At 71.7% G+C, this 14418-nt stretch carries 14 protein-coding genes and 1 pseudogene; 9 read left to right on the top strand and 6 right to left on the bottom strand.

Annotated features, from left to right (window positions below; all coding sequences use genetic code 11):
- Nucleotides 1-9 precede the first annotated feature (9 nt).
- A complete protein-coding gene (locus EAO75_RS29480; protein WP_147998190.1) occupies nucleotides 10-465 on the top strand; it encodes a (2Fe-2S)-binding protein in 456 nt (151 codons plus the stop codon).
- Nucleotides 466-538: 73 nt separating this feature from the next.
- The gene (locus tag EAO75_RS29485; protein ID WP_147998215.1) at nucleotides 539-1375 is read left to right on the top strand and encodes a fructosamine kinase family protein; all 837 of its coding nucleotides are present in this window, start codon (nucleotides 539-541) and stop codon (nucleotides 1373-1375) included.
- Between the two features lie 70 nt (nucleotides 1376-1445).
- Here EAO75_RS29485 and EAO75_RS29490 read toward each other — a convergent pair whose 3' ends face one another.
- Entirely contained in the window at nucleotides 1446-2309 is an 864-nt protein-coding gene (locus tag EAO75_RS29490; protein ID WP_147998191.1) for a hypothetical protein, read from the bottom strand.
- A 91-nt stretch (nucleotides 2310-2400) separates the two neighbouring features.
- Entirely contained in the window at nucleotides 2401-3237 is an 837-nt protein-coding gene (locus tag EAO75_RS29495; protein WP_147998192.1) for a helix-turn-helix transcriptional regulator, read from the bottom strand.
- Between the two features lie 101 nt (nucleotides 3238-3338).
- On the opposite strand from EAO75_RS29495, the gene EAO75_RS29500 reads away from it, so the two are divergent.
- Nucleotides 3339-4046, top strand: a complete 708-nt coding sequence (locus tag EAO75_RS29500; RefSeq protein ID WP_147998193.1) for an SDR family NAD(P)-dependent oxidoreductase — start codon at nucleotides 3339-3341, stop codon at nucleotides 4044-4046.
- A 21-nt stretch (nucleotides 4047-4067) separates the two neighbouring features.
- On the opposite strand, the gene EAO75_RS29505 is transcribed toward EAO75_RS29500, so the two are convergent.
- Nucleotides 4068-5261 (bottom strand): CaiB/BaiF CoA transferase family protein, encoded by a 1194-nt coding sequence (locus EAO75_RS29505; protein WP_147998194.1) that lies wholly within the window; start codon nucleotides 5259-5261, stop codon nucleotides 4068-4070.
- Nucleotides 5262-5442: 181 nt separating this feature from the next.
- On the opposite strand from EAO75_RS29505, the gene EAO75_RS29510 reads away from it, so the two are divergent.
- Complete coding sequence (locus tag EAO75_RS29510) at nucleotides 5443-6393, top strand: hypothetical protein (RefSeq protein ID WP_261989475.1); 951 nt, start codon at nucleotides 5443-5445, stop codon at nucleotides 6391-6393.
- A gap of 116 nt (nucleotides 6394-6509) precedes the next feature.
- Here the strand turns inward: EAO75_RS29510 and EAO75_RS29515 are convergent, their stop codons facing one another.
- Nucleotides 6510-6968: a MarR family winged helix-turn-helix transcriptional regulator gene (locus tag EAO75_RS29515; protein WP_147998195.1), complete on the bottom strand. Its 459-nt coding sequence runs from the start codon at nucleotides 6966-6968 to the stop codon at nucleotides 6510-6512.
- Nucleotides 6969-7461: 493 nt separating this feature from the next.
- Nucleotides 7462-8454 carry a helix-turn-helix domain-containing protein gene (locus tag EAO75_RS29525; protein ID WP_147998197.1) on the bottom strand — a complete coding sequence of 331 codons (993 nt, stop codon included), beginning with the start codon at nucleotides 8452-8454 and terminating at the stop codon, nucleotides 7462-7464.
- A 220-nt stretch (nucleotides 8455-8674) separates the two neighbouring features.
- Between EAO75_RS29525 and EAO75_RS46725 the strand changes: the two are divergent.
- The 4 genes and pseudogenes from EAO75_RS46725 to EAO75_RS29540 form a co-directional block, all read left to right on the top strand.
- Nucleotides 8675-9286, top strand: a pseudogene (locus EAO75_RS46725) (DUF899 domain-containing protein); the annotation flags it as partial.
- 225 nt (nucleotides 9287-9511) lie between these two features.
- The gene (locus tag EAO75_RS46730; protein ID WP_222723993.1) at nucleotides 9512-10795 is read left to right on the top strand and encodes a dolichyl-phosphate beta-glucosyltransferase; all 1284 of its coding nucleotides are present in this window, start codon (nucleotides 9512-9514) and stop codon (nucleotides 10793-10795) included.
- The gene (locus tag EAO75_RS29535; protein ID WP_147998199.1) at nucleotides 10795-12096 is read left to right on the top strand and encodes a glycosyltransferase family 39 protein; all 1302 of its coding nucleotides are present in this window, start codon (nucleotides 10795-10797) and stop codon (nucleotides 12094-12096) included. The genes EAO75_RS46730 and EAO75_RS29535 overlap by 1 nt, the downstream gene beginning before the upstream one ends.
- Before the next feature lie 326 nt (nucleotides 12097-12422).
- Nucleotides 12423-12629, top strand: coding sequence for a DUF2180 family protein (locus tag EAO75_RS29540; protein WP_147998200.1), 207 nt, complete (start codon nucleotides 12423-12425; stop codon nucleotides 12627-12629).
- Between the two features lie 167 nt (nucleotides 12630-12796).
- On the opposite strand, the gene EAO75_RS29545 is transcribed toward EAO75_RS29540, so the two are convergent.
- The gene (locus tag EAO75_RS29545; protein ID WP_147998201.1) at nucleotides 12797-13432 is read right to left on the bottom strand and encodes an ester cyclase; all 636 of its coding nucleotides are present in this window, start codon (nucleotides 13430-13432) and stop codon (nucleotides 12797-12799) included.
- A gap of 371 nt (nucleotides 13433-13803) precedes the next feature.
- Between EAO75_RS29545 and EAO75_RS29550 the strand changes: the two genes are divergently transcribed.
- Nucleotides 13804-14367, top strand: coding sequence for a TetR/AcrR family transcriptional regulator (locus EAO75_RS29550; RefSeq protein WP_261989476.1), 564 nt, complete (start codon nucleotides 13804-13806; stop codon nucleotides 14365-14367).
- Nucleotides 14368-14418 lie beyond the last annotated feature (51 nt).

Here is a 14418-nt window from a genome sequence, read left to right on the forward strand (position 1 = left end):
AAGGTACCGATGCCGTCCTACTCCTTCACCCTGAACGGGAAGCGGGTCACCGTCGAGGCCCCCGCCGACATGCCCCTGCTGTGGGTGCTGCGCGACCTGCTGAACGTCACCGGCCCCAAGTACGGCTGCGGCATCGGCGCCTGCCGCGCCTGCACCAGCCACCTCGACGGCGACGAGATCCAGCCCTGCGTCGTCCCGGTCGCCGACTGCTCCGGCCGCGAGGTCACCACCATCGAGGGCCTCGCCGACGGCGACCGGCTGCACCCCGTGCAACAGGCCTGGCTCGACTGCGACGTCGCCCAGTGCGGCTTCTGCCAGCCGGGCCAGATCATGGCCACGGCCGCCCTGCTGAAGAAGACGCCCCGTCCGACGGACGCCGACATCGACGGCATCGAGAACGTCTGCCGGTGCGGGACCTACTCCCGCATCCGCGAGGCGATCAAGAAGGCCGCCGCCAACAGCTGACCGGCGACTTCGGTGAGGCCCGGGCCGCCGTACGCTGAGGGCCGTGCACAACAGCTTCGAGGGCCCGAGCGTCATGGCGGCGCGGTGCACCGGACAGCCGGTGACCGGGGAACGCCGCCTGTCCGGAACGCTCGCCGAAGTCACCCTCGGCGACGGCCGGGTCGTGATGGTCAAGCGCGGCGAGCGTGACCGGGCCACACGGGCCGAGGCGGCCGGACTGCGCTGGCTGGCCGAGGCCGGCACCGTCCATGTCCCGCTCGTGCACGGCCGGAACGCGCGGTGGCTGGTCACCGACCGGGTGGCGACCGGCCGGCCCAGCGCCGGGGCGGCCGAGCAGTTCGGCCGTGAGCTGGCGGCCCTGCACGCGTCCGGCGCACCCGCGTTCGGCGCCCGACCGCCCGGCGGCCCCGAGGACGCCTACATCGGGCTCGCCCCGATGCGCAACGCAACCGGCCCCGACTGGCCCCGCTGGTACGCCGAGCACCGGGTGCTGCCGTACCTGCGCCGAGCGGTCGACGACGGCACGGTCCGCGGCACGGAGGCGCCGTTGATCGAGCGGGTCTGCGAGCGGCTCCCCGAGCTGGCCGGTCCCGCCGAACGGCCCGCCCGGCTGCACGGCGACCTGTGGAACGGCAACGTCCTGTGGGGCGCCGACGGCCACGTCTGGCTGATCGACCCGGCCGCGCACGGCGGGCACCGCGAGACCGACCTGGCCATGCTGCACCTCTTCGGCTGCCCCCACCTGGACCGGATCCTGGACGCCTACCAGGAGGCGGCGCCCCTCGCCGACGGCTGGCCGGACCGGATCGGCCTGCACCAGCTGTTCCCGCTCCTGGTCCACACCGTGCTCTTCGGCCGCGGCTACGCCGAACAGGCCCTGGCGGCGGCCGAGTCGGCCCTGACGGGATGAGCCGTCGGCTGTCCGTAGCGCCGACCGCGCGTACGCCTCACGGAGGTGAAGGTCCTTCGGAACCGGTGACTCATTCCGTGCCGCGTACCGGACGGCCCGTGAACGCGTCCAGCAGGACCCGGTCGCCGAGCGGGCGGTCCAGTTCGACCGTCACCTTCTTCGCCAGCAGTTGGGCCGTGCAGAAGCCGTCCTTCGTTCCGACCATGGAGCCGGACAGCACCACACTGCCGTTCGTCTCCAGCACGTCCACGGCCGGTCCGTCGTCGCATGCCCCGTGGTGGGCCCGCACGGTGACGGACCGGCCGTCGGCGGCCACCCCGACCACCTGGCCCAGCTCCCACAGCTCGGAGCTGAGGGAGCCGACCGGCCCGATCGGCGGCTTCGGCGGCTTCGAGGGGCTGACGGCGACGCGCTTGAGCGGCGTGTCGTAGCCCTCGATCGTGAACAGCCAGGCCGGGACGGTGGCCGGTCCGCGCCCGGTCGCCAGCGTCGTCTCGCCCAGCTTCGCCCCGGTCACCGTGAGGCGCGGCCCCGGGGCCTTGCTGCCGCCCAGCTCGTCGTACGCCGCCCGCGCACCCATGAAGGGGAGGGTGAGCGAGTCACCGTCCCGCCAGGTCACCTTCGCGTCCTTGCGCGAGGTCTTGGGGAGGTCGCCGCGCAGGGTGAAGTTCTGGGTGAGGTACGCCTCCTTGTCGGCGTCGCTGTGGAAGGCGTCGTCGGGCAGTTGCACCGGGTCACCCAGCGGGTAGAAGCCCGCGCGCCAGGTCTCGGCGGCCGCCGAACCGTCCCAGGCCTTCGCCACCTTGAGGGCCCGGGGCCTGGTGTGCGGCGCGGGCTCGGATTCGTCGGAGCCTCCCGCATCAGCGCCGCATCCGGCGGCGAGCAGGCCGACGGCGACGAGCGACAAGGCGGTGCGGAAAGCGGTCGTACGCATGGATACCCCCGAGTGGACGGCGACGAGCCGGTCGGGGCGGTGCCGGCGCGCCGCCCGACACTGTGACGCACGAAGCACGCGCCGGGTTCGGTCAGACCAGTGACTGCGTGCCGAGCACGGCGAGCAGCGCGAGGCGCTCGGCGTCCTCGGTGCCCGGTGCGGCCGTGTAGACCATCAGGCGCAGGTCGCTGCCCGCGACGGCGAGGATGTCGCAGTCCAGGGTGAGGGGACCGACCCGCGGATGGTCGATGATCTTGTGCCCGGCCTCGTGGCGACCGACCGTGCCCGTCTCCCACAGTTCGGCGAAGCGCGGGCTGTGCGCGCTCAACTCCGCGATCAGGCGGTGCAGTTGAGGGTCCGATGGATACCGGCTCGCGGTGGCGCGCAGGTCGGCGACGATCCCCGTCTCGAACGCCCGCCGCTCCTGCGGGGTCTGCCGCGCCCGGCTGCGGGGGCCGAGGAAGGCCCGCCACACACCGTTGCGTTCGAAGCCGTGCCATCCGGAGGGGTCGCCCATGAGCGCGGCGTAGTGGCCATTGGCCATGAGCAGGGTCCAGGCCGCGTCGTAGACCCCGACGGGTGTGCCGTTCAGCCGGTCCAGCAGGCGCTGCACACTCGGGGTGATGTAGGCGGGGACCGTGTCCGGGCCGGGCGGTGCCAGGCCGGCCAGCCGGAACAGGTGCGCCCGCTCGTCGCCCGAGAGCCGCAGCGCCCGGGCCAGGGCCTCGACGATCTGCCCGGACGGACTGCTCGCCCGGCCCTGTTCGAGGCGCGTGACGTAGTCGACCGAGATCCCGGCCAGCAGCGCGAGCTCCTCGCGCCGCAGCCCGGCCGCGCGCCGATGCCCTCCCGCGGGCAGGCCCGCCGACTCGGGTGCGACCCGGTCCCGCCAGCGGCGCAGGGCCTGTCCCAGTTCCGTCGCCGTCATGCCCCCAGTGAACACCGTGGGGCACCTGTGTGCCTGGTACCCGCAGTCCCAGGAAGACGGGACGGCTGGTTGACTCCCGCGCCGCGCAGGACGCTTGAGGCATGACGACCACACTCATCACCGGAGCGAACAAGGGACTCGGCTTCGAGACCGCCCGCCGGCTCACCGAAGCGGGTCACACCGTCTACATCGGCGCCCGGGACGCCGAGCGGGGCCGGCGCGCCGCCGAACAGCTCGGCGCGCGGTTCGTCCGGCTCGACGTCACCGACGACGCCTCCGTCCAGGCCGCCGCGAAGGCCGTCGAGGCCGAGGGCGGGCTCGACGTACTGATCAACAACGCCGGAATCGAGGTGCGGGGCGAGAACAACGGCATCCCGGCCGCCGCGGACACCACGGCCGACGAGATGCGCACGGTCTTCGAGACGAACGTCTTCGGCGTCGTCCGCGTCATCCACGCCTTCCTGCCGCTGCTCCAGCGGTCCGAGGCCCCCGTCGTGGTGAACGTCAGCAGTGGCCTTGCCTCGCTGGCAACGCTGTCCGACCCGGACTCACCGGCCCACTTCTACCAGGCCATCGCGTACCCGACCTCGAAAACCGCGGTCAACATGATCACCGTGCAGTACGCGAAGGCGTTCCCGCAGATGCGGATCAACGCCGTCGAACCCGGCTTCACGGCCACGGACCTCAACGGGCGCACGGGCACCCAGACCGTCGCGGAAGGCGCCGAGATCATCGTCCGGATGGCACAGGTCGGCCCCGGCGGCCCGACCGGCGGCTATGTCGACGTGAACGGGGCACTGCCCTGGTGACACCGATCCCGGAGGAGCCCCTCAGATGACGGCGTCGGCGCGCAGGGCCTTGATCTCCTCGCCGCTGCGGCCGAGTTCGGTGAGGATCGCCTCGGTGTGCTCGCCCACCGCGGGCACCGGGTCCATGCGCGCGGGCACCCCCGCGAGGTCGGCCGGCGGCAGCAGGGCCTGCACCGTCGCGCCACCGGGCACCGCCACGTCGCGCCAGCGGTCACGGCCGGCCAGCACCGGGTGGTCCAGGAACGCGGCGACGTCGTTGACCCCGGCGCAGGCGATGCCGATGGACTCCAGATCCCTGAGGATCTCCTCGGCGTCGGCGCGGGCGCAGCGCTCGGCGACGACCGCGTTGAGCGCGTCGCGATGGGCGACCCGGGCCGAGCCGGTGGCGAAACGCGGATCGTCGGTCAGGTCGGCCCGGCCGAGGAACTGCGCGCACAGCGCGGCCCACTCCCGCTCGTTCTGGATGGAGAACAGCACTTCCTTGCCGTCGGCGGCCGTGAAGGCGCCGTACGGAGCGATGGTCGGGTGCTGGGTGCCCAGGCGCGGGGGCTGAACGCCGCCGTGGCGGGCGTAGTAGGCGGGCTGGCCCATCCACTCGGCTAGCGCCTCGAACAGGGACACCTCCACCGGGTGGGCCGTGCCCGTGGTGGCCCGCGTGTACAGCGCGGTGAGGATGCCGCTGTAGGCGTACATCCCGGCGGCGATGTCGGCGACGGAGATGCCGACGCGCGCGGTCTCCTCGGGGGTTCCCGTCAGCGACACCAGCCCGGTCTGGCACTGCACCAGCAGGTCGTACGACTTCCGCTCGGCCCACGGCCCGGACGTGCCGTACCCGGAGATCGTGCACGGGATCAGCCGCGGCCACCGCTCGCCGAGCGCCTCGACACCCAGGCCGAGACGGTCGGCGGCACCCGGCGCGAGGTTCTGCACGAACACGTCGGCGGTGTCGAGGAGGCCGTGCAGGATCTCCCGGCCCCGCGGCGCCTTCAGATCCAGCGTGAGTGATTCCTTCGACCGGTTGAGCCAGACGAAATAGCTGGACTGCCCGTGCACGGTCGTGTCGTACCGGCGGGCGAAGTCCCCGTCCCCCGGCCGCTCGACCTTGATCACCCGCGCCCCGAGATCGGCGAGCTGCCTGGTGGCGTACGGGGCGGCCACGGCCTGCTCGATGCTGACGACGGTGATGCCGGACAGGGGAAGACGGGGCGCGTTCATGGGCCATTCGTACGGCCCGAAGAGAGATCGCGTCAACGGCGCCCAAGGGCAGCGGTGGCCGAGCGGCCCGGATGGAAGAGGCAGAAGTGGATCAGGCGGACACACCGGTGTCCGGGGTTTGCGGTCGGCAACCGTGGCCGGTCGGGTCGCGTCTCTTTCCGGGACCGTGGAAAGGACGCCCATGACCATCGACCCACCCCGCCCGTCCGGGCCACCGCCCGCGAGCGGCGGACCGAGGCCCGCGGGCGACCCGCCGCGGCCGTACGCGCCGCTGTGGCGACGGCTGCGTGCGGACGAATGGCCGCCGCTGGGTGAGGTGTTGCGGGGACGGCGGGAGCAGGTGCACCCCGCGGTGGTGCTGGTGCTGTTCTTCCCGTGCCTGTGGTGGCTGACCGTGCCGCTGCTGGTCGGCTACCAACTGGCCCGTACGGCCCACCGCATGGCACGCCGGGTCTTCCCCGTACGCCTGGCAGGGCGGATCGAGGATCCCGAGGTGTCCCGGGTGCGGCGGGTACGGGCCTGGTTGGCCCTCGTCCTATCGGTGGGGTTGCTGGCCGCGTTCGGAGGCTGGCAGGAACTGCCGGGGGAGCTCCTGCAACAGCTGGTGTTCGCGCCCTGGCTGGCGCTGCTGATTGCGGCGGTGATGGTGGCGCTGCTCTTCTGGGCAGCAAGGCCCAGGGCGCGGCGGGCCATGCGGACACAGCTGTGGCCGGCCGGCAGGTCGGCCCTGTTGTACTTCGGCGCCTGGACGCTGGTGCCGATACTGTTCACGGCGGCGGCCGAGGGGATGGGGCTGCTGCCCAGCAGCCCCAACCTGCTGCTCTGGGTGTCCGTGATGTTCGTGTGCTGGGCGCCGTTCTGGTGGGTGATCTTCTTCCTCTGCTTCGCCACCGGTCCGGCGCTGCGCCACGCCTTCAACCTGTCCGCCCTGCACGCGGCACTGCCCGCGCTGGTCACCACCGTCCTGGTCTGGGTGTTCGCCTTCCTCGGCCTGTCGTCGGGCGGCCTGCCCCCGGGCCCGGTACCGCTCGCGATCTGCGCGCTCCTCGGCGGCCCGGCGTCGGTGACGGCACTGACCTGGTGGGAGATCCACCGGCTGCAGCGGCGGCACGGGATGCGGTGGCGGGGTTGACGACTTCGTGCATGGTTGGCCGTGGCTCAGCCCTCGGGTGGTTCGTTGAGCTGCGCATGGTGGGGGCTGGGGCGCGTGAGTTGATCGTGGCGGAGTAGAACTCCGGACAGGCGGCGTCAGGCGGTGACGCGAAGTGTCTCGACGGCCCGGACCAGCGGGGCCAGTTCGGGATTCTTCGCGGCCTCGTCCAGGGCCTCGCGCAGCGCCGATTCGTTCGTGGGGCGGGCTTCGGTGAGGAGTTTGAGGCCCGGTTCGGTGACGTCGGTGTAGATGCCGCGGCGGTCGGTGGGGCAGAGGTAGCGCGAGAGCAGGCCGCGGTCCTCCAGTCGCGTCACGAGGCGGGTGGTGGCGCTCTGGCTGAGGACGACGGCGTCGGCGACCTGCTTCATCTGGAGGTGGCCGCCTTCGCCGTTGTGCTGGCGGCTGAGCACGTCGAGCAGGGAGTACTCGCGCACGCTGAGGTCGTGCTTGGTCTGCAGGGCGCGCTCGATGTGCGTCTCGATCCTGCCGTGCAGCAGGGAGAGGGCGCACCAGCCCTGCGCGAGGGCGGTGAGCGCGGGGTCCGTCGCGGTCATGGCGCCGGTGTCCTCCGTCCGATGTGCATGACACCCAGGATAGGGCATCTGCGAAATTTCCAGCGATGGCGTGTAGAGCGCGCATGCAAGGACTTGAGGGACTGCGCGGTCATCGCGTCGGCGGCCATGAGTCGGAGTTCCTGAGCCGGTACCTCGTCCGACAGGCGGGCGGCGAGAGCATGGTCGAACTGTGGGTGCCTGCCGAGGAATTCGACGCATTCAACCGGCCGACCGTCCCGCCGCTAGGGCCTGTCGYTTGGATCATCCCGGCGTCGCGGGGCCTGGTGCGCACTCCCCCAAGCTGCTTCGAGCAGGGGGGACCCCCAGCCGCGTTGTCGTCGGTTGTCGACTCCCCCAGGCTCGAACGAGCTCGCGCGGGGGGACCCCATCGCGTCGACTCCCTCCTCCGCCTTGCAGCTGCACGCACCAGGCCCCGCTCGGGTCGGCTGAAAGGCGCAGCCTCTCTCAGCCGGCCTGATCCAAACGACAGGCCCTAGCCCCTCGCCAAGTGCCGCATCGCCAGTGCCAGGCCCAGCCTGAACCTTCCCTGTGGCGTGCGCAGCGGCCAGCCCAGGAGGTGCTCGGCCTGCGCCAGCCGCTCCTGGAGGGTCGAGTGGTGCACGTTGATCTCGGCAGCCGCCGCCCGCAGGCTCACCGTCGAGGAGACCGCGTGCAGCGTGCCGAGCAGCCAGGGCGCGGCCGCCGCGGCCGTCTCCAGGGCCTGTACGTCCGGCGGCGGCGCGGCGCCGGGTACGACGACGTCGGCGAGGAGCGCGATGCCGCCCAGCTCGTCGGCGTGGACGACGCCGGGACCGGGGTCCTGCGCGGTGCCCTCGGCCGTGAAGCGCAGCGCGGCGCGGGCCTCGGACCAGGAGCGCGGCAGGTCGAGCACCGGCACGGCGGGCCCCACGCCGACGCGGCCGGCGGGCGGCGCGGCGTCCGGGTGCGCAGGGACGACCAGGGGGCGGCCGTCCAGCGGGGCCAGAACGCGGGCCGGCACGGCGGGATCGAGGCCGAGACGCCGGGCCGCGTGCAACCGTGCGGCCTCCGGGGCGGCACCGTCGAGGAGCGTCTCGACGAGCGCCGGGTCATCGGCGGGCGCCCGCCCTCGCGTCCGGTCGAGAACCAGCCGTATGACACCCGCGGCCCGCTCCAGGATCACCGCGTCCACGACACTCGGCTCCGCCTGCTCGGCCCGCTCCAGCCACAGCGCCGCCCCGCCGCCCGGCGTCAGCGCGGCGGACGGCCAGGCGGGGTCGGGCGGCAGGTCGCTCTCCCTGCGCGCCCCGTCGGCCTCGACCCGGACATGCACACGCCGCGGCGCGTCAATGAGCCGCGCCGGCACCCCGGCGAGCACGGCGGCCCCGCGCACGAGCGTCTCCAGACCGGCCCGGGACTCGGCGAGCCGATCGAAGTAGGCGATGACCCGGACGGCGGCCCCGGCATCGGGATCGAGCGCGGTCAGACGCCCGGCCAGCTCTTTCATAGGCCCCATGGTGCGGTATGCGGTGAGGTAGCGGGGAGGCCTTGCCGTGGTGGCATCGGCATTCAGGACGGCGGTCCCTGCGGCCGACCTCAAGGGATGCGGGGAACCGCGCGCCGGAGGTGCCCTCGCGATGAGTTCCGGTCGGATCACGAGTCTGTATGCGTGACCGCCGTAGAACGCCGTACGACGCCGCCCGGCACGAGACATCTCGGAGGACACCATGACGACCACGCCCAACGACCCGACCACCGCGCGGCCCGGCCGCCCGCCCGTGGTCGACCTGGCCACCTGGCAGGCCGCCCGTGACGAGCTCCTGGTCCGCGAGAAGGCCTACACCCGCGAGGGCGACGCCCTCGCCGCGGCCCGGCGCCGGCTGCCGATGGTGGAGTTCGACGGGACGGTCGAGGTCGTCGGACCCGAAGGCCCGGTCCCGTTCCTGGACCTGTTCCAGGGCCGCGACGAGCTCGTGGTCTACAAGCACATGTGGTACGACGGTGCGCCGCACCAGGGCCAGTGCGAGGGCTGCACCACCACGGCCTGGCATGTGAAGGACGCGGTCTACCTCAACGCCCGCGGTGTCTCGTACGCCGTCCTGACCACGGGCCGCCCGGACGAGGTGGCCGCCTACGTCGAGTTCATGGGCTACACCGAGCCCTGGTACTCGGTGCGCGACGTCGACGCGCCGGTCGGCGGCGAGATGGGCTACCTCACCTGCTTCCTGCGCGACGGTGACCGCGTGTTCCTCACCTACTCCACGACCGGCCGCGGCAACGAGCGGGTCAACGGCTCCCTCGGCCTCCTCGACATGACGCCCTACGGCCGCGGCGAGACATGGGAGGACAACCCCGAGGGCTGGCCCAAGGGGGACAGCCCCTGCTGGTCCTGGCGCTCGGACGCGGCCGGAAACCCGTCCTGGGGCCCGACCAGCCGCCCCGTCCCCCAGTGGCGTAAGCCCCGCACCGCGGTTCCTGAACACCCCCGCCCGCCGGTGACTTCGGCATGCCCTGACGCGCAGCACAGACAAGGACGAACAGTGACAAATTACCGGGCGGTTGTGATGCCGGACCACGAGGATCGCGAAGACGTCGAACGACGAGAGGTGGTCCTCCAGCGTCCCCTTCCCTGCCGTACGCCCATATCGGCGCCCCACCACGAAGCCGTCCTCGACGTCGTCGTCCCCGTCTTCAACGAGGAGGCCGAGCTCGAACGGAGTGTGCGGCGGCTGCACGCTCACCTGCGGGAGCGCTTCCCGTACTCCTTCCGCATCACCGTCGCCGACAACGCCAGTACGGACGCCACGCCCCGGATTGCCCAGCGACTGTCCCGCGAGCTGCCCGAGGCGCGGTGGCTGCGGCTGGAGGAGAAGGGGCGGGGGAGGGCGTTGCGGGCCGCCTGGGAGCGGTCTTCGGCGCCCGTGGTGGCGTATGTCGATGTCGACTTGTCCACCGAGCTGGCCGCCTTGCTGCCGCTCGTCGCGCCGCTGATCTCCGGGCACTCCGATCTCGCCATCGGGACGCGCCTGGCGCCCGGTGCGCGGGTGGTGCGCGGGCCCAAGCGTGAGTTCATCTCCCGTGGCTACAACACCCTGTTGCGCTCCGCCCTCGCCGTCGGGTTCTCCGACGCGCAGTGCGGGTTCAAGGCCGTACGGCGTGATGTGGCCGAGCGGCTCGTGCCGTTGGTGCGGGACGAAGGGTGGTTCTTCGACACCGAGTTGCTGGTGATCGCCGAGCGGGCCGGGCTGCGGATCCACGAGGTGCCGGTCGACTGGGTCGACGATCCGGACAGCAGGGTCGACATCCTCGCCACCGCCCTCGCCGACCTGCGCGGCATCGTCCGGATCGGCACCGCCCTCGCCCGCGGCACCCTTCCGCCGGCCGGGCTTCGACGAGCCGGAGCGGACGGCGGCCCTGCGCAACCACCCCAACTTGCCTCGCAGCTCGTCCGGTTCGCGGCCGTCGGCGTCGTGAGCACCCTCGCCCACCTGCTGCTCTACGCCGCCCTGCGCCCGGCCGCCGGAGCGCAGGCCGCCAACGCGCTGGCGCTGCTCGTCTGCGCCGTCGCCAACACCGCAGTCAACCGGCGGCTCACCTTCGGTGTGCGCGGCCGGGGCGGGGCGCTGCGCCAGCAGGCCCGGGGCCTGGTCGTCCTCGGCGTCGGGCTCGCTCTGACCAGCGGCGCGCTCGCCGTGCTGCACCACACCGTCCCCGACGCAGGGTCACGCGTCGAACTCGCCGTACTCGTCGCCGCCAACCTCGCCGCGACGCTGCTGCGGTTCCTGCTGTTCAGGGCCTGGGTGTTCGGCACCGCCGCCCGCCGCCGACGGACGGGATCCCACGCCTGATGAGTACGACGACCCCGCGGGACGCCGACTCGCCGCCTGCCTGGAACGCCAGGCCCACGGACCCGGCCGCCGCGCACCCGCCCGGGACCGGCCAGGCCCCGACCCGGCGCCAACGCACCCACCTCCTCGCCCGCCGCTACGGCCCCGTCCTCGCCCTCTACGGCTCCTTGAAGCTCATCGGCTTCACCGTCTTCATGTGTCTGCTGGACGCCACGGGCACCTTCCGCAACAAGCATCCACGCTTCGGCGGCGGCGCTCATGCCTGGGACGTACTAGCGACCTGGGACGGCTGGTGGTACCGGCAGGTCGCCGAGCACGGCTACGATCCGGCCCTCGTCCCCGTGCCCGGCGCCAGGGGTCTGATCACGCTCGAGGGCAACTCGGCGGCGTTCTTCCCGCTCTACCCGGCGTCGATGCGACTGGTCTCCGAGGCGACCGGGCTGGGCTCGTACGGCGCCGGGATCGTCGTCTCGGTCGTCGCCTCCTTCGTCGCCGCGCTCGGGATCTACGCCATCGCGGCTCAACTCGGCGGTCGGCGAAGCGGGTTGGCGGCGGCAGGGCTGTGGGCGGTGTGGCCCGGTTCGGGCGTCGAGTGGGCCGTCTACTCCGACTCCCTCTACGTCGCCCTCACCGCCTGGGCCTGCCACGCCGTGATGAACCGGCGCTGGCTCACCGCCGGACTGCTCACCTGTCTCGCCGGCCTCAACCGCCCCACCGCCGGCGCCCTGATCGCCGCCCTCGGCGTCGCCGTACTCCTCGCGCTGCACCGGCACCGACGGCAGGAGGGGATCGTACGGCCGCTGGCGGCGCTGGCGATCGCACCGCTCGGGCTCGTCGGCTACCTGGGCTGGGTCGGGCACGAAATGGGCGACTACGGCGGCTACTTCAAGCTGCAGGACGGCGCCTGGGCCCACTCCTTCGACTACGGCAGGCACACCCTCGACGTCCTCACGTCCGTCCCGGTCGGCCGCTTCGACTATCTCTCCCGCTTTCCCTTCGCGGACATCGTCGGCGTCGGCGTCGTACTGCTCGCCCTGATGACGCTTCCGCTGCTGATCCGGCGGCGGCCGCCGGCCGTCCTCGTCGTGTACACGGTGCTGACGTTGGCGCTGATCCTCGGTAGCCAGCAGATCTTCGCCAACGTCTCGCGCTATCTCCTCCCTGCCTTCCCGCTCTTCCTGCCCCTCGCCTTCACCCTGCGCCGCCTCAGCCCGCTGATGATGTGCTGGCCGCTCGGCATCGCAGCGGTGGCCTCCGGGTCGTACGCGGGGTTCGTGCTGTTCGAGCTGGGGGTGCCGTAGGGCTTGTCGTTGGCATGGGGATCGTCACGGGTCGCCCGGGCGGCTTACGGCCGCAGGCCGCTGAGCAGCGTCGCGGTCTTGGCGAAGGTGTACGCGCCGGTGTTCCAGACCCGGAGATGTCGGCCGCTCAACGGCTCCGCTATCGCGGCCACGGCTTCGTCCGGTGCCCGGCTCGCCCGCAGGGGTGGGCTGCCGGGGCGTGACCCGGGAGCGACGCGCTGGTACGCCCGGTACCTGCGGCAGGGGCCTCCGATGCGCACGACAAGCGAGTCCGGTTCTGCGGCGATACGCTCGTTATGTCTGCTGCACGGCTGAGAGGCACGTAGATGAACTGCTATGAATGCGCCCAGGCGGGGCGCACCACGGAGCCAGTAGCCGTCTGCCGAGTGTGCGGGGCCGCTGTCTGCCCCGAGCACGTGCGTTCCGAGTCGGTGGTCATGCGGGGGTCCGCCCAACCCGGCAAAGTGATTCACGACCGTCCGGCCAGGCGGCTGACCTGTCCGGTGTGCCGTGAGGCGGAACTGACTCCCTGAGCCACTCGCCCGCCGATCACTGGAAGCGACACTTCCGGGCTCGGGCGTGGTCAGGCAGGAGAGCCCGGGCGGTGACCTGTGGGCCTTGCGCCCCGCGGCGGAGCAACTGGACTCCATCGCGGGTGATGCGCGGCCGGTGGCGCTGGGCATCACCCGCGGGGGACGGCTCAGTGCTTGTCGACCGCCGAGGCCCAGTCGAAGTTGATGCCCATCTGGGCGTACATGGTCGAGTACCCGACGTAGCAGTTGAACTTCTCGACCTTGCCGTTGTGCAGGTACCAGAAGTCGGCAGTCGGTACGTCGACCCTCGCGCCGGTCGGCTTGACGGTGCCCGCCGGCGACTGCAGCGGCCCCTCGAACGTGCCCTGAATCGACAGCTCGATGCTGACCACGTCACCGTTCACGGTGATGCGCTTGAGTTCACGGTGAACATCGGGGAAGAGGTTGGCCATGTAGGTCGGAACGCCACCGAGCGCCTCGCCCTGATAGGACTGGCCGGCGACCACGTCGTTGAAGACGCCGTCCTTGGCGAAGCTGTTGACGAACGCGTCGACGTCCAGGTTGTCGCCCTCCGCCACGTGGTACGCGCGCAGGACGACCGCGAGATTGGCCCTCTCGTGCTTGGTCAGGTGGCGGTTCGTGAGCGGCAGCTTCGCCAGGTCGCCAGGAGTCAGGTCCGCGTGGACCGCCGCGCTGCTGGCGACGGGGCTTGCGGCCTGTGTCGGCGCAGCGGCGATGGCAAGACCACCCAGGCTCGCTATCGCGGCCGCGACGGTGATCGTCTTCCGGCTGAGCAGCTTCATGTCGTGTTCCTCCAGGTTCGTCTTCAGGAACCGAGATCCGTCGCAGCGGTCTCTCGCACGCCTTTAGTAATTCAAACGTTAGCTTGACTTCATGAATGGAGCGTATGGATGGCAGTTCAGGCTGTCAAGCAGATGTTTGAATTGTGTGGCGGCGGTGAGAGTCGACGCGGCAGCGTGTGAGTGCGGATGTGGTGTTCGGGCGGTGGGGGGCGGCCGCAGTTCCAGCACCGTTTTCAGCCCCGCACCGTGAGGTGGCTGTTTGACAATGAACTCAAGCGGCTGTTTGAATTCATGCTGTGGCAGGGGCGACTAAGAAGGATCTACGCCGCGAGGCCGGTCGGCGCACGCGGGACGGCCTGCAGGCGGCCGCCTTGGAGTTGCTCGCTCAACGCGGCCAGGAGGGCGTGACAGTCCGCGAGATCACGGATCGCGCCGGAGCCAACGTCGCAGCGGTGAGTTACCACTTCGGGTCGCTGAAGGCGCTGTGCGACTCGGCGATCGAGCACGCGTTGGAACAGTATCTGGACGCGCAGATCCTGGAACTCGATTCCCTTGGCTCCACTTCGACACTCCAGCAGGTGGCGGCAGGGTTCGCCCGGCCGATGGTGCGGGCACTGGCAGCCGGTGGACAAGACCTGGCCGTGATGCGGACTGTGGCGCGCGTCGGCATCGATCCGCCCCAGGGGTGGGAGCGGCTGGCCCACAAGTTCGACGAGTCTCGCCGGGTTGCCCTCCGAGTGCTGACAGCGAACCTTCCGGGAGTCGACGAACAGGAACTGATCTTCCGTACGCGATGCGCAGCCGGCCTGCTGAACTGGCTCGCGCTGGCACCCATCGGCGCCGAGCTGGCCGCCATGTCCGCCGAGCGGATCGAGCGGCAGCTGGTCCCCGTGGTGGCTGGGGCGTTCCGCGGGGGCGCCGCCGTCGACCGCTGACCAGGCCAAAGGCCTGATCGAACGAGGTCAAGGGCGCTGCCTCGGTGCCAC

The organism is Streptomyces sp. UW30 (genome assembly GCF_008042075.1).
Taxonomy (GTDB): domain Bacteria; phylum Actinomycetota; class Actinomycetes; order Streptomycetales; family Streptomycetaceae; genus Streptomyces.